At 42.9% G+C, this 21,691-nt stretch carries 16 protein-coding genes; 9 read left to right on the forward strand and 7 right to left on the reverse strand.

What is annotated here, in order from left to right:
* Window positions 1-234: 234 nt before the first annotated feature.
* Both KFE26_RS06080 and KFE26_RS06085 read right to left on the reverse strand, forming a co-directional pair.
* The gene (locus KFE26_RS06080) at window positions 235-3,630 is read right to left on the reverse strand and encodes a DUF748 domain-containing protein (protein ID WP_212599911.1); all 3,396 of its coding nucleotides are present in this window, start codon (window positions 3,628-3,630) and stop codon (window positions 235-237) included.
* A gap of 255 nt (window positions 3,631-3,885) precedes the next feature.
* The gene (locus KFE26_RS06085; RefSeq protein WP_028760394.1) at window positions 3,886-4,266 is read right to left on the reverse strand and encodes a VOC family protein; all 381 of its coding nucleotides are present in this window, start codon (window positions 4,264-4,266) and stop codon (window positions 3,886-3,888) included.
* A gap of 434 nt (window positions 4,267-4,700) precedes the next feature.
* Here KFE26_RS06085 and KFE26_RS06090 point away from each other — a divergent pair, with 434 nt between their 5' ends.
* The 3 genes from KFE26_RS06090 (at window position 4,701) to KFE26_RS06100 (ending at window position 6,066) form a co-directional block, all read left to right on the forward strand.
* Window positions 4,701-5,405, forward strand: a complete 705-nt coding sequence (locus KFE26_RS06090; RefSeq protein ID WP_105253144.1) for a DUF445 domain-containing protein — start codon at window positions 4,701-4,703, stop codon at window positions 5,403-5,405.
* Between the two features lie 102 nt (window positions 5,406-5,507).
* Window positions 5,508-5,858, forward strand: a complete 351-nt coding sequence (locus KFE26_RS06095; RefSeq protein WP_105252887.1) for a VOC family protein — start codon at window positions 5,508-5,510, stop codon at window positions 5,856-5,858.
* Complete coding sequence (locus KFE26_RS06100; RefSeq protein ID WP_212599912.1) at window positions 5,833-6,066, forward strand: DUF1289 domain-containing protein; 234 nt, start codon at window positions 5,833-5,835, stop codon at window positions 6,064-6,066. Before KFE26_RS06095 ends, KFE26_RS06100 begins: the two co-directional genes overlap by 26 nt.
* Window positions 6,067-6,191: 125 nt before the next feature.
* On the opposite strand, the gene cdd is transcribed toward KFE26_RS06100, so the two are convergent.
* Window positions 6,192-7,082, reverse strand: a complete 891-nt coding sequence (cdd, locus tag KFE26_RS06105) for a cytidine deaminase (RefSeq protein WP_212599913.1) — start codon at window positions 7,080-7,082, stop codon at window positions 6,192-6,194.
* Between the two features lie 211 nt (window positions 7,083-7,293).
* On the reverse strand, window positions 7,294-8,712 hold the full coding sequence (gene sbcB, locus KFE26_RS06110; protein WP_212599914.1) for an exodeoxyribonuclease I: 1,419 nt from the start codon (window positions 8,710-8,712) through the stop codon (window positions 7,294-7,296).
* Between the two features lie 176 nt (window positions 8,713-8,888).
* Between sbcB and KFE26_RS23975 the strand changes: the two genes are divergently transcribed.
* Window positions 8,889-9,107, forward strand: a complete 219-nt coding sequence (locus KFE26_RS23975) for an Arm DNA-binding domain-containing protein (RefSeq protein WP_081729045.1) — start codon at window positions 8,889-8,891, stop codon at window positions 9,105-9,107.
* Window positions 9,108-9,471: 364 nt separating this feature from the next.
* Here the strand turns inward: KFE26_RS23975 and KFE26_RS06120 are convergent, their stop codons facing one another.
* The gene (locus tag KFE26_RS06120) at window positions 9,472-9,933 is read right to left on the reverse strand and encodes a Fur family transcriptional regulator (protein WP_049821724.1); all 462 of its coding nucleotides are present in this window, start codon (window positions 9,931-9,933) and stop codon (window positions 9,472-9,474) included.
* A gap of 233 nt (window positions 9,934-10,166) precedes the next feature.
* Here KFE26_RS06120 and KFE26_RS06125 point away from each other — a divergent pair, with 233 nt between their 5' ends.
* Window positions 10,167-12,413: a TonB-dependent receptor gene (locus KFE26_RS06125; RefSeq protein ID WP_212599915.1), complete on the forward strand. Its 2,247-nt coding sequence runs from the start codon at window positions 10,167-10,169 to the stop codon at window positions 12,411-12,413.
* 174 nt (window positions 12,414-12,587) lie between these two features.
* Here the strand turns inward: KFE26_RS06125 and KFE26_RS06130 are convergent, their stop codons facing one another.
* Complete coding sequence (locus KFE26_RS06130) at window positions 12,588-13,511, reverse strand: hypothetical protein (protein ID WP_212599916.1); 924 nt, start codon at window positions 13,509-13,511, stop codon at window positions 12,588-12,590.
* A gap of 451 nt (window positions 13,512-13,962) precedes the next feature.
* Here KFE26_RS06130 and KFE26_RS06135 point away from each other — a divergent pair, with 451 nt between their 5' ends.
* The 4 genes from KFE26_RS06135 to KFE26_RS06150 all read left to right on the forward strand — a co-directional run bounded on the left by KFE26_RS06135 (window position 13,963) and on the right by KFE26_RS06150 (window position 16,858).
* Window positions 13,963-14,370 carry a DUF1398 family protein gene (locus KFE26_RS06135; RefSeq protein ID WP_212599917.1) on the forward strand — a complete coding sequence of 136 codons (408 nt, stop codon included), beginning with the start codon at window positions 13,963-13,965 and terminating at the stop codon, window positions 14,368-14,370.
* A 288-nt stretch (window positions 14,371-14,658) separates the two neighbouring features.
* Window positions 14,659-15,486, forward strand: coding sequence for a hypothetical protein (locus KFE26_RS06140; protein ID WP_212599918.1), 828 nt, complete (start codon window positions 14,659-14,661; stop codon window positions 15,484-15,486).
* Between the two features lie 39 nt (window positions 15,487-15,525).
* The gene (gene rlmA, locus KFE26_RS06145) at window positions 15,526-16,341 is read left to right on the forward strand and encodes a 23S rRNA (guanine(745)-N(1))-methyltransferase (RefSeq protein ID WP_212599919.1); all 816 of its coding nucleotides are present in this window, start codon (window positions 15,526-15,528) and stop codon (window positions 16,339-16,341) included.
* 307 nt (window positions 16,342-16,648) lie between these two features.
* Window positions 16,649-16,858 (forward strand): cold-shock protein, encoded by a 210-nt coding sequence (locus KFE26_RS06150; protein ID WP_011789734.1) that lies wholly within the window; start codon window positions 16,649-16,651, stop codon window positions 16,856-16,858.
* A gap of 1,005 nt (window positions 16,859-17,863) precedes the next feature.
* On the opposite strand, the gene rne is transcribed toward KFE26_RS06150, so the two are convergent.
* The gene (gene rne / locus KFE26_RS06155; RefSeq protein WP_212599920.1) at window positions 17,864-21,304 is read right to left on the reverse strand and encodes a ribonuclease E; all 3,441 of its coding nucleotides are present in this window, start codon (window positions 21,302-21,304) and stop codon (window positions 17,864-17,866) included.
* Window positions 21,305-21,691 lie beyond the last annotated feature (387 nt).

Raw genomic sequence — 21,691 nt, forward strand, 5'->3', positions numbered from 1 at the left:
GGCGAGTCTGGGTCCAGTCGTTTAAAAACTGTGATCTCAGTTGTATAAAGGCCGCAGAGTGTAACCTATGGCACCAAGCTCGGCCAACATTTTAGAGTGAATTAACAGATAGATGATTTGATTGTAGAAGAATGGTTTTTTGATTGGTGATGACGCTTAGCCATAAGGTAAAAGCCCGCTAAAGTCGGACTTTAGCGGGCTTAGTTTTATATAAAAAGCAGTTAATTGGCTGAGTTATTGAGCATCAATGGTGAGGCTCACTTGGGCTGCATTCTGGGTTAAACTCACTCGGCTTTCGAGCAAGAAGATCCGCTCTGGGGCTATTTCTTTCACGTCCACAAGGTAAGCTTTAACGGCTTTGGCTCTTTCTTGGGCCAAATTACCCAACATGCCATCGTTAACATTCTGTGCTTTTACCGACAGATTATATAAAGCGATATGCCAGCGGGTGGTGATTTCGTCATCTGAAAGCTGCGCGTCTTTGGCCTCTGCGATAACAGTGTCTTTGATTTGGGCAGGATCGGCTTTAACTTCTTGTTCATAAAGCTTTACTAGCGCATCGGCAAGCGGCCCTTGGGTCGGGAATTGACTCGGACTTAAATCATCAGGTAACGCACTAAATTCAATATTGGCTAATTTAGCCAATTTACGCTTCATGATGCGCTCAGCAATGGCTTGGCTGTCATTGATGGCATCGACTTCCCCTTCAACGCTGAGCTTGAGCATAGGTCTGTCGAGTAAGGCGCTAGCGAGTTTGTCTAAACTTTTTTGCTCATCTTCACTTAGGCTGAATTTGCCTGCGGCAAAGCTGATCTTATCTAAGGTTTCGTCAGAACCTATTAGTCCTGCTAAGAAAGTGAAGGGCGCAGTGACGGCTTTAGTGATCACATTGGTAATCGCCGTCATTATGATGCTGCCGACACTAAAGCTGGGTGAGTCTAAATCGCCTGAGACCTCCATACCTAAATCAATCACGCCGTTACGGTCCTGCAGCAGGGCAATCGCGAGCGTGATGGGTAAGCTAGTGGCAAGGTCACTGTCACTGGGTTTACCAAGTTTCAGTTGGTCTATGACCAGATGGTTACTGCCCTTGAGCTTGTTCTTATCGAGTTGATAGTTCAGCGATAGTGATAGCTGCCCTTTATCTATGTAGTAACCCGCATAGGTGCCTGAGTAAGGATTGACTGAGGTTAACTCAACGCTCTTAAAGACTAAGTCGAGATCTAAATATGGCATATCTAGCAAAGGGTTAATATCGCCTTTTAGAGTTACAGGCGCATACTTGTCTATCTTACCTTTGATATCAACCGAGGCCTTAGTCCCTGGCGTGGACGACAGGTGAGTGATATTGCCTTCAAGCAGCTCAATTCCCGAAGCAAAATTCGGAGTCAGTGAGTTATCGGCAAAGTAAGCCGAGCCTTGGCTAAAGCTAATTTTTTGAATATCGAGGCTTAACTCAGGCGTTGTCTTGCTTGCCGTTTGCAGCTCGGTTTGCTTAGCACTGGCTGTGGTTGTGTTTTTAGTTGTCTTGCTATTTGCAGCCGGAGCCTCAACGATAAGATCGCTGATATTAGTGGTTCTATCTTTGGCTATCACCACTTTGGCGTAGGGTTGATTAAAGGCTAAGTGATCAATTTTGATTTGATTTTTCTGTTGGTCAAAATCCAGTTGATTGATATTCATCTTTTGCCATTTGACCAGCGGAGCATTACGCAATTTGTCATGAATAGCTAAATCATCGAGCTCAACACTACCACCGTAAATGGCTTTGCCTTTAGCATCGGCGGTCAGCTTGCCTGCTGAGCTTAATAGACCGCTCTTGAGCTGGATATTCACGTAGGGTGCTAAATAGGGCTGAAATTGGGTTAACGCTAGCTTATCGAGTTGGATATTGGCATCTATGGTTTCGCCCGTCACATCGACTTGGCCTTGAGAGCTCAAAGTACCTTGATCATTGAGGCTGAGTTGTAGCTCATATTCAATCGGAGCGGTTAAGGTACTTGTTATGACCTTAGTTGAAAAATTAAGCGGATACACTCGCCATTGCTGCGGCGTTGCCGTTAGCTTTTGTTCCGATAGATTAAGGTCATAGTTTTCAATATTGAGCGCATCGAGTTGCACTAACCAAGTGTCTTTTGAAGGCGTCTTAGGCGCTTGCTTGACTGGCTGTTGAGGATTTGCCTCTGAAGCGATGTCTGCAGCGGTTTCTTTAGTAGCATCAGTGGTGACATTTGCGGTCGCTTCTGTCTTTTGTTCTGTTTTATCATTCTCGTTAGTTGCGGCTAATTCGCTTTCCGTTGCTTTGTCTGCGCTATCGCTTGCATCAGTGGCAGTCTCTGCTATTTGACGTTTTTCTTCCACTTGCGCAACTTGTACGCGCTCAAGCGATTGAGCATCTGCTGGCTTAGCATCGATTGGTTTAGCAACCGGCTGCGTAGTCGTTGTGGAGACACTTAACGATTTAGGCATGAATAAGCCAACAAGATTGAGCCCGTCTTGGTTCAAAATGGCACTCATTGTTAGGCCATCGCTGTGGAGTTTGTTGATATGCACTTTCTGCTGCTTCAAGTTGGCTGAAATGCCGTCGAGGGCAAACATGGGGAGCTTGACCACTGAGCGATCTTTGTCGTTAAGGTTAAGTTTTTCAACAATAAACTGGCCATTGTTGCTGATGACTTGTAACTCGCCATTCTCGGCAAGATCCACTTGATACTGAGTTTTAATACTGAGCTCGCCATCCGTGAGGACGGGATTAAATTGATCGTCGATAAATCGCCATAGTGGTGTCAGTTTCAGTTTGGCGACTTGGATGTCACCCGCAACTTTTAGCGGGAACAATTGGAATTGCCCCTGCAAACTGATTTCACTAGCATGATCATCACTGAGTTGTATCGCATAGTGATTGTGCTTGATAGGCACAATGGGTGAGTCAGACGTTGATTGGGCGTTTGGTGTTGTATTATCAACTTTGTTTACTTTTATGGCAGGAGTTATCGATGCCGATGATGCCGCCATCAAATATTCAGTATCAAGGGAACTGAGTTTTAGATTGATATTGGGGTAGTTCACTTGAGCATGGGTAATTTTGTCATCGAAGTTAAATTGTCCCGCATCCAACACAAATTGGCTGAGCAGGACACGAACGGGTGAGCTGGCTTCTGTGGGGGTCGTTTCTGTGCTCGCGGATGAATGCTCGTTCAAGGTCTGCAGAATATCGTCGAAGTTGAATCCAGCTTTCCCTTTTTTCTCCACGCGAATGATATGTGCGTAGGGCGCTTGTATGTGTATGTTTTCGATAACGGCGGCGCGATTAAAAACAGATCGCCAAAAGTGTATTTCGAATTGGACTTGTGCAATGCCAGCAAAAGGTTTGTCGTCTTTTTCTTTAATGGCCAGTTGGTCGATTTCGACTTTGAAGTTAAAGGGGTTAATGCGTATATCACCGAGGGTGACGGGACGACCGAGCAGAGTTGAGAGTTTTTCTGGTGCCAGCGTGGTTATCGCATAGGGAAGGATTAAACCTAATGTGCAGACATAGCTAAGGTAGACTGCTGTGAGGTAAATAATCACTCGCAGGTATCTTGGGAGGGCAAAAAAAGAGTGTCTGAATTGCGATAACTGGGTCAGCATTAATATCAAGGCTCCAATGCATAAGACAGGGAAAAACTTCCATAAGTACGGACATTCTAGCGAATAATGCTAATGTTTCCAGAAATTATTTATATTTTTACCAATGAAATCTTGGTATTACACAGACAATAACGTCTTCTGATCTAAGACGTTCCTGAGTGGTAACCTATCATCTACATTGATAACTACATGTGTTTCAGCCTATGGCTAATGTTTTGAGTCGTCAATACTCGCTATGTTGGACGCTATTTTTGATCAGCGATTTAAATAACTAATCGCTGCAATAATGGCGCCTTGTGGATCTTTTATCCAACAAAAACGGCCTACTTCGGGTATATCTTCAGGACCAAACAGAATATCCCCGCCAAGTTTTTTTGCGCTGATAGCGACTTGATCGACATCGTTAACGGTAATGTAGCCGGTCCAATGTGAGGGAAGCATTGGGAGCAAACTATCGGTGATCCCCCCAATGCTGACGCCCTGATTTTCGATAATATGATAATTACCGTGCGGCATTTTGACGGTTTTAAAGTGCCAGCCAAAAATCTCAGCATAGAAGTGCATAGCCTCTTCAGTATTATTGGTTGTCAATTCATGCCAACTTAACGCTCCTGCAGTGTTAAAAGCCGATTCCATAAGCGCATCCTTTATTCTATTTTGGGTAAATTTTGTGTATTGAGCCGAGGTTAACTGTCAGTGTTCAGTGCCGGCTGTATTTTGAGCCATATTTTTTGTGCGTTATCTTGATTGAGTGTAGTTGAGGTAAGTTGATAATTCACAGACGGTAAATTAAATTTTTTGCTTTTTTAGGTCGGCAAACATTAAATTAACTTAATGTTCTACAAGGAGATTCACTTTATTCAGTGCTGGCTAATCAGCTTCTTGTGGCTCAGTGGCGCTGCGGCTTAGTTGATGGGCTTCATCTTGCCCCTTGCGCCAAGACTTAGCACTGAAAACAGATTTTAAAACGGGTTTGTTTACTGTGGTTTGAGTGTTAGACCTGACTCCCGTTAACTTGTTAATATAGGCGAGTTTTGCATCTTATCGATGCCACCTTAGGGGATACGAGATTGAATAAGAGTTTAGTGACGAATTTATTGGCGGCTGCTTTGGTCGTTGTGGGTTACCTGATGAATTCGGCAATTGTCCTGAATGTCGGATTATTTGCTTTATCGGGTGCGATTACCAACTGGGTTGCAGTTTATATGTTGTTTGAGAAAGTCCCCGGACTCTATGGTTCGGGAGTCGTGCCTTCTCGTTTTGAAGAGTTTAAGGCGGGCATTGCTCATTTGATGATGAAACAGTTTTTTACCACTGAAAATATCGACCGATTCCTGTCTGAAAAAGAAGGGCTGAGTAAAATAGACTTGGCGCCAGTGATTGAAAAGGTTGATTTAGCGCCTTCTTTTGATGCGTTAATTAGCACAGTCGCCCAATCCTCCTTTGGCGGCATGTTGTCTATGTTTGGTGGCACAGATGCCTTATTGCCGTTAAAAGAGCCGTTTATTGTGAAGATGAAAGCTTCTTTAGTTGAAATGGCACAAAGCGATGCATTTCACGAGTTGCTGAAACAAGAAATTGAACAGCCAAATGTGATGGCCGATCTGCAAACTAAGATTGCTAACATAGTGGAACAAAGATTAAACGAGTTAACACCACAAATGGTGAAACAAATCGTTCAGGACATGATCCAAACGCACTTAGGTTGGTTAGTGATTTGGGGCGGCGTGTTTGGCGGTCTGATTGGACTTGCCGCAGCCTTAATCCAAGGTTAACCTGAGTTAAAGCCGCGAATAGAATGGGAGCTTTGGCTCCCATTTTTACTTACGCATTTTATGTTCATCATTTTGTGCCCTGATTAAATAGCAAGGAAGTCTATGAACCGTCACCACAGTATCAATTATTTGGAAATCCCAAGTCGCGACATTGCGAGTTCCAAGGCCTTTTTTAGCCAGGTTTTTGGATGGACCTATGTCGATTATGGCCCTGAATACAGTTGCTTTATGGATGTCGGCATTACTGGGGGATTCTATCAAGCCGACGTGAATTTCACCCTCGCAAAAGGTTGCCCGCTGATTGTGATCTACAGCCAGAACTTAGAATTGACTCTGACGGCTGTCGTAACTGCTGGTGGCATTATCACAGCTGACATCTTTAGTTTTCCCGGTGGCCGTCGATTCCATTTTGTTGAACCTTGTGGCAATGAATATGCCGTCTGGTCAGAATGATCCTAATGTCACTCCTTGTATTCGAAATTGTTGTTTAGATCAGCAAGATATTTGTTTAGGTTGTTTCAGGCATCTTGATGAAATTTTAGCATGGCGCGTTATGTCGGAAGTGGAGCGGCAAGCTTGTTTTATCAGGATGGAGGAGCGTAAGGGGGAGTATCTGGCTAAGTTCAATGACGCGGTTAGTAGAAAACAGGATGGAGCATGATTAGCCGTCAGAATTACTTACGATAATTGATTTTTAAGCTTTAAGTGGATAATCGAACGGCGAAATACGCATAAACGTATTTCGCCGTTGGCATTTTGAAATCCCCTTGGCATTTGAAGCAGACGTTACACAGGATCTACCACTATGTGCTCAAGTTCGATGGCGGCAACGGTATGGAGCGCATCCATAGTCGCGCCAACTAAGCTGATTTTTCCTTGAGATGACTCAATTAAAACCGCACGGCTGATATCGCTAAACTCACGATTGTGGCGCGCCAGATTTGATAAGGCCATCTGCATGGGCAGCATAGAAGGATTGAATGCCGCATTTTCTGCGTAGCGACCACAATAGGTTGCGCCATCATGGGTTTCTAATACCACGGCGGCAAAACTTTGGGTGTAAGGTGCATAGCTTAAACCGGCATGATCTAAGCCTTCTATGATCATAGGATCGGCACTGTCTAGTGCAAATTCAGTTTGTTGCTTGGCCATTAAGGGCGAAGTGACATTTAAATCTTTTGGGCCAAAGGCATAGGGTAAATAATAAGCAAGTGGATGGCTTTCCTGTGCGGGTAGATGAATGCTGATCTTGCTCCCTTCAACCAGTTCATTCATAAACTGACGACAATGACCGCAAGGACTGGCATTAACTATGATATCAACAATTTGGCTTTCACCACTGAGCCATGCGTGGCTGATAGCGCTTTGTTCTGCATGAACAGAATGAAATAGCGCTTCACCGGGTAATTCTAAGTTGGCACCCATGTAGATATCGCCACTTTTACCTTTGGCTATCGCGCCGACATAAAACTCACTGATAGGCGGTTTGGCCAATGCCGCTGCTATCGGCAGTAATGCTAATAACACTTCTGCTTCGGTCATTTTGCTTGCACTTGTTAGCGTAGCAAGTTGCTGCGCATCAATGTGTCCAGCAAAATTCTGGTGCAACATTGGGATAAGTGCATCGGCTAACGGCGTTGGCAGTTGGGTTATGCTACGAATGAATCTATCTTGCATTTCCCTATTCCTTATTTGTTAAGTTCATGGAAGAACATTCTAGTAATTTTGTTACAGCATAAATGCGAGTTAGCTCGCGTTTATACGCTGTCAATGTCAGTGCTATCGAGAGTGATAAACTTATGTTATTCACGTATAGAGTAAGTCTATTGGTGCACAAATATAAGCTTAAGACTATAAAACAAAAGACTTAAGCTTGAATTTACCCAACTTAAAGTTCACGCAAATAATGACAAAGGGCAGCAAGTAGCTTTTGCTTAGTCTCATCCGCTTGTGTTTCTTGTAGCAAATTTTCTAATTTAAGTACGTAGTCTTGATCGGCTAAGCGATTTTGACAGAATTCACGCCAGCGCTGCGATTCTGTATCATCGAGTAGTTCAGGGTAATTACGGGCGCGGTAACGAAACAGCATCTCAGGAATACGTGGATCATCAAACTGCAAATCTAACGCCGCTAGATTTTGCGGTAGGGTATGACGGATGATTTCCATTTTTGCTTTATCAGCTTGGCTAAAGAACCCACCAGAATACAGCATCAAATCGGGATCTGTGGTCGCTCTGCTGTCATCGTGCTCAAATAATAGCGCCAGTTTTTCGCGTAATTCTGGGTGACGTTTTAGGCGTTTATACTGCTCTCTGGCAAATTCTTTATCTATGCCTAAACGAGCGGCATGCTCATCACTGAGGATTTTTGCCGAGGTGATAAAAGGGCACTTATTAAGATGAATTTGTTTTACTGCGATAGGTAATTCATCTTCGGCAAGATCAGCCCTTGACGTATACATGCGCGTTTTAATTTGCTCGACATCTAGCTCGAATAGCGGTGTTAAATCCATGGCTAAATTAACGCAAATAACGGCATTTTTGTTACTTGGATGGTGCGCTACGGGTGAAATCAACGTTGCACAACCATTGCGCGCACTAATTTTAGAGCTCACGTGAACCAAAGGCTGCATATTGAGCACATCGATTTGGTCGCTAACCGCTTGCTTACGGCGCAGGTCAAAATAGTACTGATATAATTTAGGCTGTTTCTCGCGAATGAGTTTTGCCATGGCGATGGTTGCATACACATCAGACATCGCATCATGGGCTTTCTCATGGCTTAAACCATTCGCTTGGGTCAGATGTTCTAGCTTAAAACTCGGAGAGCCATCTTCCTTTGTCGGCCAGTTAATGCCTTCGGGCCTAAATGCGTAACAAGCGCGCACTAAATCAATGATATCCCAACGAGAGTTGCCATTTTGCCATTCACGGGCATAGGGATCGATAAAGTTCCGATAAAAGCCATAACGGGTCACTTCATCGTCAAAACGCAGTGAGTTATAACCTGCAACACAAGTGTTTGGTTGGCTAAATAGCGCTTGAATTCGTCCCATAAACTCAGTTTCAGGGATGCCTTTTAAATTAGCTAACTGTGGAGTGATCCCTGTGATTAATATTGCTTCCGGAGACGGCAAATAATCAGTGGCTTGCTTACAATAGAATGTCTCAGGCTCGCCTATTATATTGAGATCTAAATCCGTGCGAATACCCGCAAATTGCGAGGGTCTGTCTTTCGCTGGGTTCGCTCCAAATGTTTCATAGTCGTGCCAAAAAATCGACCCTGCTTTATCGTCTTTCATCTTCATTTATTTTCGTTCTCTAAAGCATGTAACTTCATGTTATCAGTAGTTAAATTGCTTTAATTGGATTCGTTGTCATTCACATCAATTTTGTATGCAGCTCTTCGATGTGAGTACATAATCTGTATATATTGGGTTCTGCGTCAGATTAGCTAAAATCACATGTACACAGGGGAATTAAAATGTCTTTATCTGACAATTGGTTACGTGCAATAAACGGCAAACCATATTTAGAGAAACCAGAGCTTGCAGACCGCGACGGCTTAAGCGTTCGTATTACCCCTGCAGGGACTATAACATGGCAGTATCGATTTAGGATTGATAATCCATCAGGGTGCTTAACTTTTGGTCGTTACCCGGATTTAGAACTTACTGACGCACGTAAGCTGGTTCCTGTGTGACTAAATTCATGGGTAAATATTATAGATCCCTATGCGTTTTGGAAACCGCTTAACACATTCGAAGGCCGATCAGTTCTGCTTTACTCGAGATATTATAAGAACAGTGGAACTTATATGACTCGCCATGGCGCTTTCCCACGGCAAGCGACCGGGTAATGTTGCTTTCATTAATGAGCTGGTCCGCGATATTAAACCAAGACTGGCATATCCACGATTTTAGACGGACATTATCGACCAAATGTCGGAGGCTGGGGGATTTATAGCGTTACTGTGAGTATGGGATAAGTTCAGCAACCATGATAAATAGCGTTCCAAATTAGTTAATGTACTTAACTTAACTTAACTTAACTTAACTTAACTTAACTTAACTATTATGTTGTTGCTGACATTCATGACACCAACCCGCTAATTCAAGCTGTGGGCTCGATAAGGTAAATTCCGCTTGGCTAACATTCAACTGTAACTGTTCAACAAGAGCAGTGGGCAATGCTATCTCTGTGACTTTTTGACAAGTATTACAAATTAAAAATTGATTGTGAATGTGATGATCGCATACATGATGGCAGGCAATATACTTATTCACCGTTAATAACTTATGCACTAATTGTTCCTGTACTAAGAAATCCAACATGCGATAGATAGACATTATGGGTAAACTCTCGCCCAAACTTTGTTTTAACACATCGGCAATTTCATAGGCAGACAAAGGAACATCATGCTCCTGTAATACGATAAGTACTTTTTTGCGCTTACTGGTAAGATTGATGCCTTTTTCTTCACACTTTTTCACTACTTCACGCAGTAAATCAAGATTTTTTCCCGTCATAGAACTGCCAATTTTTTTGAAATGATCATACTTGCACAGTTTACCTGATCCACCCCTTCTAATGACAATCTTTGTTAGCAATCATCAGTCATCATACCGAGTGCCGTTCTGATTGTTATTTACAATCAGTAACTTAATTTGCTTTCATTCATATTGAACTCGACTGATACATAATGATACGTTATAACATATCATTATGTATCAGCAGTAATCATATGGAGACGATCCACAAAATGAATTCCCACAAATACCTCCTGTTATTAGGTGTTGGCACTTTAGCTGTTTCAGCAGAACCTATTGAACGTATCAATGTCACTGGGCATGCTTTAGAAAAACCACTAAGCCAAAGAATACAAGCCAGTAAAATCGAACTCAGCGGCGATGAACTAAATAATCGTAAAGCCGATACCTTAGGAGAAACTTTAAGCCAATTACCGGGAGTAGACAGTGGTTTTTTTGGTAGCTCATCGGGTAGGCCACAAATCCGTGGATTTGGTGGAAACAGGGTTAAAATGTTGCTCAATGGAACTCAAGTTGAGGATATGTCGTCGGTGAGTGAGGATCAATACATCCCCATCGAGCCCTTTCTTGCTGACAGTATCTTGGTCATTAAAGGTCCTACAGCTGTGATTGCCTATGGTGGGCAAGCGATGGCAGGCATTGTTGATCTCCAAGATGGTCGTATTCCATTAAGCCCAATCAATGGGTTTAACAGTCGCGCTGAAGTGAAAGCAGGCTTCAATAGTACAAGTACTGCACTGGCAAAACTTACCGCAGGGAATGAATCTTTTAACTTTGCGCTGAATATGATCAACAAAGACCGTGGTAACTACGACATCCCTGGATATTCTAAAGACAGCGATTGTAAAACGTGGTCAAAAGTCGTAGGTGCTGCACAGTTTGCCGATCTATGCCAAATCAAATATGCGCAACCTGTGTGGCAGATGAACAATCAGTTAAAACGCTATGAAGATGCTACACCTCTAGAACAACAAATTATCACCGACTACTCAATAGACAGTAATGGTAATGTGCTTAACAGCAGCCACCACACATCATCATTCTCGGCAGGCGGAAGCTACACTGGCCAACAACGTCTTTTGGGTTTGGCTTATGGTTATACGGACACTCATCGCGGTATTCCGGGATTCATGCGTCGTGGCAGCAGCGCACCAGTGGATTTTGATCAACGGGGTAATATTCGAATTTTTTCCCGTGGTGATCGCGTAGATATGAAGTATGTCGAAAACTGGGATGACAATTGGATAAACTCATTTAGCCTCGATGGCGCCTATTCGAATCAAGTCGATGATGAGCATATGGCAGAGGTATCCGTCAACCAATTCGAACTTACCTCTTGGGTCATTAGCCCTAAGCTCTATCATAGTTGGACATCAAACTTCGATGGTGTCTTAGGATTACAGTACGACACTAAAGCCTATAAAGGGGAGGGCTATGACAATTACATGCCTGATGTCGATAGTCAAAACTATGCAGCCTATACGCTACAAACCCTGCACTTTGGTCCGGTTACTTTTGAGTTTGGAGGTCGTTATGATGCGATTAAGCACCAAGTAAACGCAGAGGGGTACAAGGTAGGTCGAGGCTCAGGAGCGAATGTTAAAGATAGAAATTTTTATCTCCAAAGCTACTCAGGATCACTGCAATGGGACATATTGCAAAATTGGTCAACACGAGTCAATTACGTTCATGCCGAGCGTGCTCCTGAAATGAATGAGCTTTACGCCAGTAACCCACACTATGCTCTGTTAATTGAAGAACAGGGCAGCTCAAATCTTAAAAAGGAAATTAATCACTCCTTTGAAATAAATACCACCGCTAAAATCGCCGATTTACAGCTAATGGCAAGTTGGTATCAAAATCAATTCAATGATTTCATTTATCTTGGTAGTACAGGCCTTGAACGTAATGGTACTTATGTTCGTGAATGGCGCCAAGCAGATACAAACAATCAAGGGTTAGAGGTACAAGCTATCTATACCTTCCCGTGGCAAAGGTGGGGAGTTTTTGAGCTCAGCGCATTTACTGACAGAGTGAGAAATACTCCTCGATATCAATACGATGGTAGTTACGACATCTTTAGTACTCGCCCACCTCTCGCCGGTGAGCGGGACGAATACTTTCGCCGCAGGTTAGAAGGCACTTCAATGCCTCGAACACCACAATCCAAAACAGGCACTGCACTAAATTGGCAGTATGATGCGCTTACTGTGTCCATCGATTATGTTCGCTATCATTCACAAGGTGACGTTAGCAGATTTGAGAGGCCCTCTGAATCTTATGCTTTGCTCGGAGCAAATATCACTTTAGATCAAGTCATTTCGAAAGTGCCGACTCAATTCTACCTAAGCTTAGATAATCTTACCGATGTAGATGCGCGCCCACATAACAGTTTCCTAAGGCATTTATCCCCTATGCCAGGTCGCTCAGCGGCTATTGGTGTCAGAGTGCAATTCTAAAAAAGTTTCCTTCAAGGCTAATAGCCTTGAAGGTTTTCGTTTGATTTCTAGATACCCAAGGCCAAAAATCTAACCGTCTTCAATTCAAGCCGCGACTTGCTGTTTTTTATCCCATTTTCCGAGAGATGTTTTTAAGTCATGACGGACCCAAAGCGTTTATCTGATGAAGCCTATTCAATGATATTTCTTACATAATATGGAAAAGTCATCCATTGGATTGAGTAAGAAATCTTTACCGACAATGGAAGTCATTTCTGATTCAGATATAAAAGGATTGTCAATTTTAAAAACTAATCGTTGATTCAATTTACTTTTTATCAAAAAATCGCAATGGCGTTGATAAAATAACTGGTCAAATTGACCATTGTCGATAATTCTCTGGAGGCCAATTTGTATTCGCTGAGCTAAGCGAGGTTTGTTAGGCGAAACATAATAATATGTCGCTAGTGGAATATGTAGCATGATGCTTTCATCAACAACGAGATCTGGATATTGTTGATTAAACTGCTCAACCTCTTGAAATACTTCATTCACTCCGCGGCCAAATGTTATAAACCGTCCTTTTGATAGCATATTAAATAAACTGTCATATTGATTGCTTTCTATAATTTTAAATCCTGCTTGTTGCATGGCAACTTTAGTCGACCATTGGCTACCTGAACCAGTATCAAGAGCAGTTAACTGCGCTAGCGAGGTGATTTGGGCTAACCTAGATACATTTTCCTTTTTAATAATAAAAATTCTAAATCCCTGAATGCCTTTTCTAATAGGAATTTTTATTGGAATAAGCTGTTTATTCCACTGTAGGTTAGAGGCTTCTGCAATAACATTGATGGTTTCACCCTCTTGTAATGCTCTGAAGATACGATTTCGACTCATTATTAGATCTGAGACTTGCAGTGATGCTTCACCAAAATCGGCTTTGGTTGCATCAATAACTAATTGTAAAAGGTCATAAGTATACTGATATCTGTGATCAAGCTTGGATTCTGACTGATTGATAATGAATTGATCATTAGCATAAGTGACGGGTATGTTTGCCAAGACCCACAGGGAAAGAATACAAAAAATAATGCCCAGTCGCTGTAAATTATCCATCAATAAACTCATTGCTAGAGGTTGAAATTGATTCGGTGTGCTTATTTTAGCAGTAGCCTAGATGGCTTGCGGGATAAAGAAACAGATGATAAGCGTAAATGATACATTTTTTTAGTTTGGGTTTATGTGAGTTGTAAATCAATTTAGACAGCCCAACGGTATTGGCACTGGGTGCGAGTGGCTCGCAGAATATTTTAAAGTTCTTATGTTGTTTGGCCATAGTGTTTTTAATATGGCTTTACGTTATATATGCATAAACGTGTTTGTAGTCTGGCAACGATTTTGGGGAAGTTTGAAGGTCGTGTTTATTGCGTTAATCATTTATGAGTACGTGCTTTGAGCGTTTAACCAGCGCTGGCGCATGCTCCACGTTTTTACAGTGCTATCACTTTGGCTCTACTGCTGATGTTGAACATATAAATTGACCACTCAAGACCCAGAGAGGACATCAATGAACTCGGATAAAATTTTAGAATCTGCACAAGCAACCTTGTCTGGATTAATACCATTTCCTCAAATTGTCGGCAATCTTATTGCTGAAGGTGTCGAGTATTACTATGTAGACTATGCCTTGAAGTCATTTACTTTCTATAGCGCAGCAGGTTCTACAGTGCAATCACCTTTATCATTTGAGGGACTTCCATTAATTGCTGAAAATTTTAATGTGATTGAACTCAGAGCTGCCATCTTGGATAGTCAGCAGCATGGGCAAACATTTCGGCTTTTCTGCCAGCGCGCTATGAATGCTGGAGTTCAAGGTTATTTCGTGTTTTTGCGAGGTAAACGTGTAACCTATTTTGGCCGTCAAGGTGACCAGCATACCGAATGGTTTTCTGGTGCTAAGCCGAGCGATGTCTAACAATGCTGACTAGGCTCGTCACTTTCTGGGCAGGGTGCATCGTGAGTTTTACATTGGGTGAATGGTTACGTGAAGTTCATTGTATACGTCACTTACATCTTCCTGTGCTTAACGTTATAGATCACTGGAGGCATAAATATGCTACCACGCAATGTCACTACTATTTCTCGAATGCCGATTTACGGCATCATGAAGATTAAGTCATATCTTGCGATGGTAATGGTTTACGGAGTGATTTTAATTGGTATTGGACGGTACAATTGCGGTTAAATAGGAGAATAATGTCTTATGTACCATCAATTTCTAAATGAACCTATGGTGCTTGATATTGAAAAGGCATCAATACTCACATTACGGCTACCCGGCGATGTGAGTGATTTTATTGTGTCACAGGCGATCAATGCCCCTTTACTAGAGATTATCGTCATAGCTGAAGCCGGAATTCAGCAAAATATAGTCATCCGCTTCCAGCCGTTTATGGGTCTTAAGGTCGAATCGTTACCGCAAAGCCCTCAGGCTTTCAATACACCAATAACCCGCAGCCTTGGGCAAGGTTTTAGGCTTTATACACGGATGGGAACAGCTGCGAAATTTTGTGCGGCAGAATTGAGGCGAGGTGTATCTTTTACCTTAGATACGACTCGTCATTTAGGTGCAGATAATGACTTAACTTTTGCCTTACAAGCCAATTCAAAGTTTGAGTTAGTTCCCTTAGAAGCGGATTTACGGGTTTTGCATGAGCCCAAAGCGTTAATGGTTGCTAAAGCACTGTTAGCAAGGCACTACGACTATGCCGCATCATCTGAATCTCTTGCAATTTACATGACCGAAATCGAGCAGGTTAGATTAGAATTGCAGTCGTTTATGCGCGGGGAGCTTGGTCAATGTCACGCCAGCCTTGCTGATGAAGTATTAAGGATCGATCCCTTGCTACTGCAGAAACAACAATGGTTATTTAGAACCTATACCCATATGTTTGAGCGACCAAACTACAGCCGCGCTGCTAATGATGTCGATAACACTGATAAGCTATTAAGAAAATTAGAGTGTTATGAATTACTCGCTTCACCGGAATTGACCCTGATGGTAGATCGATTGATGGAAGACGAAACATAAACTTTTTACCCAAATTTAGCTAAATGATAAGAGTCCATTATGCATTATTTATGTCCCCTGTGTGCCGCCCCACTGACGTTAACGGAGCGAACTTGGGGTTGTTCACAGCAACATAAGTTTGATATGGCCAAAGAAGGCTATGTCAACTTATTACCTGTACAGAAGAAAAACTCAAAAGATCCTGGTGATAATAAACAGATGATGTTTGCTCGGCGTGAATTTTTAAACGCGGGTTACTATCAAGGTTTGAGTGATAGAGTGAATGAGCTCGCGCTTGAGTTTAGTGCCGAAGCAAAACAAATCCTCGATATAGGCTGTGGGGAAGGGTACTACAGTCAACGTTTATTCCATGTGTTGAGCCAGCACCATGATTGCAATTTACAAGGTATAGATATTTCTAAGTCTGCAATTAAATATGCAGCTAAACGTTACCCTAATTTGCAATTTTGTGTCGCAAGTGCCTATGAAATGCCAATCGCATCCCAAAGTGTCGATCTTGCCATTCGTATTTATGCCCCTTCAAAAGTAGAAGAGTTACAACGAATTATGGCTGATGGAGGCTTACTGATAACGGTTTCTCCGGGACCTTCACACCATTTTGCGTTGAAACAACAAATTTATGCTGAGCCAAGATTACATCCCGTTTCCACAGCGCATATTGCTGGATTTGAGTGTCTTCATCAGGAACGCTTAATCTCCCAGTTAGAGCTGGCAAATAGTGAACATATCGCTCATTTTTTAGAAATGACGCCCTATGCTTGGAAGTTTACTCATGCCCAAAAGCAAGCATTTGCGTTGCAAGGACTGAACTGTGAATTGGATTTCCAAATTGAAGTGCATCGGATTTCAAAGTAAGCGATAAGATTAAGCTATTGAAATAAATTATTTAAAATGCTTAACTGTACTTGCTAAACAGCATGAACCTAGTGTTCTGCTAGCCGGTTGCAAAACCGTAAAGTAGATTTAGGCAAAATAAATAATCCAAAGTGTCGCAGTGTGTTGACTTATCTTTAGAATGGTTTATAGTCTTATCAGCTTGAAGGTTGGGCTTATATTTATGTGTTCAATACGACCAGTTCGTCCTGTAAACATAAGTAATACCGGCATTTTCCAGCTCCACCCGCCGTTAAGGCTTTAATTTTTTATTTACAGGATTTATATTATGTCTCAAGTTACTGGTGTTGTTAAGTGGTTCAACTCTGACAAAGGTTTCGGATTCATTGAGCAAGAATCTGGTCCAGATGTATTCGTACACTTCCGTGCGATCAACTCTGACGGTTTCAAAACTCTTGATGAAGGCCAAAAAGTGTCTTTCACTGTGACTCAAGGTCAAAAAGGTCCACAAGCTGAAAACGTAACTATCATTGGTTAATTTTCAGTGCTGTTAGCCTAGAGCTAATAGCAATGGATTAAAGGGCTATGGTTAATTCCGTGGCTCTTTTTATTTGTGCGAAAATAAGATTTCATTTAGTTTAGATTGTTGAATCCAGTATAAGCGACGAGATCCACTTAACATGTCACATTAATTTAATGCTTAAATCTGAAGTTAATCCTCTAATCTTTCTCTGTTAAAATCCAATTCTGATATCTCCAAGATTTTCAATAAAACCATTTGATACACTCTCCTTATTTTTACCCCTGTAACATTCAATTCCATTATATGTTAACTCTTAACGCTTGCTCTTATCGAGTTTATTTTTTGCGTAATCTTATATTCAATGTCGAACGCGAATGTGTCTAATCATTCATTTGTTGTAAATCAGTGACTTCAGATATTGCCGAATATGATTGGTGCACTTGTATTTCTTGCACTTAGTTATCCTACATATACTAAGCTGCACCTAAGGCTGAAAGCCTTGTAGTAAAGAGTTGAGGCTGGCAAAGCATTTAGTGCTTGATATTAAAGAACACTAGCTTATTTATGATGTAGTTTGGAGCCGACCAAAAAACGAATATGGCTATTGAGATGCCTTGCATTTCGTACATTTAAGTATTTCCGACAGAAGCTTTAGGCTGCTAATCCAACTTAATTATCGGCTACTTTATAGCGGAATAATGCTTTCCCTCGACTAGTTTTCCTAACTTATAAAGGAGGGGTCTACAGTTAGAACTAAATGGATTAAGAGCCCTTTCTACTGGCGGGTATTGGCCTGATATTTTGTTAGCATGTTTATTGCTTCTAATGTGACGTTAGTGACAACACAAGAATACTTAAAGTTGAGAACTATATACCGAGGATCTTTTGATGGGTTATGTTATTCAAGGGACTACGATTAAGCCGGAAAATGGATAGAGCTAAATTTAAATATTGTGGAGTATTACAGTGTAAATAAAAAAGCCATGCAATTGCATGGCTTTTCTGGTTTAGCTTAAGTGATTATGGACGCGCCATATCCGACTCTGCACCATTAGCGAGTTTGATTTTGGCTGTAGACTCTTCGTTCGCAGTATTCTCATACTCTCGTCCTTTAGGGACTGCCACTTGTTCTCTCACTTCAACGACAGGCTTGGTCATATCCGAAGACACCATAGAGCCAAAGCGGCTAGCGGCTTTCGGCTTGCTGACAACAACTGCATCCGTGATTTGCGGTGTTGTTGGAGCTGTTTGTACTGTGGCTTGAGGCTTAGCGATAGCAGCCGGTCTGGCCATTGGCGCAGAGGCTGTTGCTTTCACGGCTTCTTTTGCTTCAGCGCTCGGTGCAACACTTGGCTCGACAAGTGTTTCGGTTTTAGCTGCTTCAGCTTTGGGTACTGCTACTGATTTAGTCACTGAGCTTTCAACTGATGGGACTGCAACGACTACGGCTTCAGCAGTAACGCTGGTCACCTGAGTTTCAACGATTGACGCAAGGTCAACTTTTACGTCAGCAGCCTTTGGCTCTTCCGCTTTCGTTTCAGTGGTTTTAGTCACAACAGGTTTAGTTTCAACTTGCTGAGTTTCAACTGCTGCAACGTCATTTGCTTGAGGCTGAGGCTCAACTTTTGCTTCTACTTTAACAACAGCAGGAGCGTCAACAGCTGGAGTTGAACTTGTTTCAGCTATTTCGACGTCAGCAGTTTTAACGGCCGGTTCAGTTACCGTTGTTGTTTGAGTTGCAACAACAGGTGTTTCCACTCGAACACTGACGATTTCGCTTGGGTACTCTTGGTCAGCACCTAATTCGTCATTAGGAACGAATTGCGCTGGCGTTGATGTACCTTGGTCATCTTCGTCGCGACGACGACGTTGACCCGCTGCACGAAGGTGGCGAGGGCTACGACGGCTACGACGTTGACCATCTCTTTGCTCGCGTTTTGATTGATCATCAGCATTAGCATTTTCGTTGTCTGCATCAACTTCGCTATCTTGCGATACAGCATCCGCTGCTACAGTATGAGCTGCTGTGTCAACCAAGGTGTTTTCAGCTACGTTAACAGCATCAACAGCAGGTGTTTCTACTACAGTAGAAATTACAGTTGTCTCTTCTAGCACAATATTTTCTTGCGCTTCTTGAGCAGGTGCAGCTTCCTTACGAGGCTGGCGACGTGTTCTTGGCGCTTTAGTTTCTACTGGCGTTTGGGCAATGACTTCAGCTTTGGCATTAACACTGATAGTACTTGCCGCTGCGGCGTTAAGGGCTGCAATTTCCGCTAACACTTCTGCTGCATCTTCAGGTGCAATTGGGATCGCATTATCTGGCGTATTATGGCCATTATCGATACGCACCTTACGACGCATGTTACGGCGCTGACGACGCTCGCGGGCGACTTCTTGCTTAGGGGCATCATCTGCTTCAATGTCGGCAACAACATCTTTTGGCGCTTGTACGCGTGGCTTCGATTCAGCTTTAGCTGGACGTTTAGCCGTTTCTTCTTTTTCGCGTACTGGACGTTCTTGTGTGCTGACTACTGCATCAGTCGGCTTTTTTGGATTGCGGCTACGCGGCTCACGAGTGCCTTCTTTTGCTTTGTCGGCATCTTGGGCATTGCGTGGGCGGCGAGTGTCATTACGACGGTTACGGCGATTTGCGTTAGCCGCACTGGTATCCGTTGATTTAGTTTCAACAACTTTTACGGGTTCAGCTTTTTCACTTGGCGCAAACATGGCACTGATTGCACTCACAAGCTTGCTGAAGAAGCCTGGTTGTGGCGCTTCAACTTTCACCGTTGGTGATGGGGCTTGTTCTACTTTTTGTGGCGCTGCAAAACCTTTTAATGCCGGAATAGGCGCCGCAGTACGTTCCAGTTTGCGTGGCTCATACAATTTGGCTTCAGGATGCTCTATACGCTTATAGCTTGATTCACTGATTTCATCATCACTACGGTGACGGATCACGCGGTAATCAGGCGTCATCATGTGTGCGTCAGGTATCACATACACTTCGACATCGTGACGCTGTTCTGTGATGCGAATGGCTTTGCGTTTCTCGTTTAACAAGAAAGCTGCAACATCCACAGGCACAATCGCTTCGATTTGTGAGGTGTTTTCTTTGATGGCTTCTTCTTCCATCAAACGTAAAATTGACAGTGCTAAAGACTCGGTACTGCGAATCGTGCCTTGGCCATGACAGCGAGGGCAGATATGCGCTGCAGATTCTTCTAAAGAGGGGCGCAGACGTTGACGCGACATTTCCATCAAACCGAAACGAGAAATGCGACCTAACTGCACGCGAGCACGATCATGGTGCACAGCATCACGTAAGCGGTTTTCAACTTCACGCTGATGGCGCACAGGCGTCATATCGATAAAGTCGATAACCACTAAGCCACCTAAGTCGCGGAGGCGCAATTGGCGGGCAATTTCATCGGCGGCTTCGAGGTTAGTGTTAAGTGCTGTTTCTTCAATATCGCCGCCTTTAGTGGCACGGGCAGAGTTGATATCGATTGAGGTTAAGGCTTCAGTTGGGTCGATAACAATTGAACCGCCAGATGGCAGACGCACTTCGCGTTGGAAGGCGGATTCAATTTGTGATTCGATTTGGAAGTGAGTGAATAATGGCACTTCAGCTTCGTACAGTTTTACGCGCTCAACGAAATCAGGGCGAACTAAGGCAATATGTTGCTTCGCTTCTTCAAAAATACGTGGATGATCGATGAGGATTTCGCCCACGTCACGGCGTAAATAGTCACGAATAGCGCGAACTATCACATTGCTTTCTTGGTGAATTAAGAAAGGTGCGCCTTTAACTTGTGAAGCTTCGGTGATCGCCGCCCAGTGGTGTTGTAGAACTTTTAAGTCCCACTTTAACTCGGCAGATTCTTTGCCTACACCCGCAGTACGCACGATAAGACCCATGCCCGCAGGCACTTCTAAGTCAGCCATCGCTTCTTTTAGCTCAGTGCGTTCATCACCTTCGATACGACGAGAAATCCCGCCAGCACGTGGGTTGTTTGGCATTAATACTAAGTAAGAGCCTGCAAGGCTGATGAAGGTCGTTAAGGCTGCACCTTTATTGCCGCGTTCTTCTTTGTCAATTTGGACAATAACTTCCTGTCCTTCACTGACCACTTCTTTGATGTTTGGGCGACCTTGGAACGAATATCCCTTCGGGAAATATTCTCTAGCGATTTCTTTCAGTGGCAAAAAGCCGTGACGATCGGCACCGTAGTCGACGAAAGCGGCTTCTAAAGACGGTTCTACGCGGGTAATTTTACCTTTGTAAATGTTTGATTTTTTTTGCTCATGACCTGGACTTTCAATATCTAGATCATACAGTTGTTGCCCATCAACAAGGGCAACACGCAACTCTTCTGATTGAGTTGCATTGATTAACATACGTTTCATGATGACGTCATTCTTCTTTAAATAGAGGTCATCAAACATCGCGCTTCGCTGCATTACGGGCCTAGCAGTAGGTCAACTGAGCCTCACGGCTGGTGGCTAGGCAAGAGGTGCGCATTACTGTTAGACGCAGTCGCTGCGTGTCGCATCCTATTTATGGCTTATTTTTTAATGATTACAAAAACAAGGAATTCGTTGTAAAACATCAACCAACCCCATAAATTCTTTAGTTTCGTTCCGGTAATGCCCAAGTCGAATCGGTTTGTCTGACGACAAGTTAAAATATCCTTCGAAATCGGGGAGGAAAATCTAGGGTAAACCTTATTAAAGTAAGGTGACTTTCTCGATTTAATCGTAAAAAACGCATTTGTGGTATTTTTACTCTGTATACGATTTGCAAATCAATGATTTGCTATCAAGAAAATCTTTTTTTATCCGTTAAAT

It is taken from the genome of Shewanella sp. M16 (assembly GCF_018224605.1).
Taxonomy (GTDB): Bacteria; Pseudomonadota; Gammaproteobacteria; order Enterobacterales; family Shewanellaceae; genus Shewanella; species Shewanella oncorhynchi.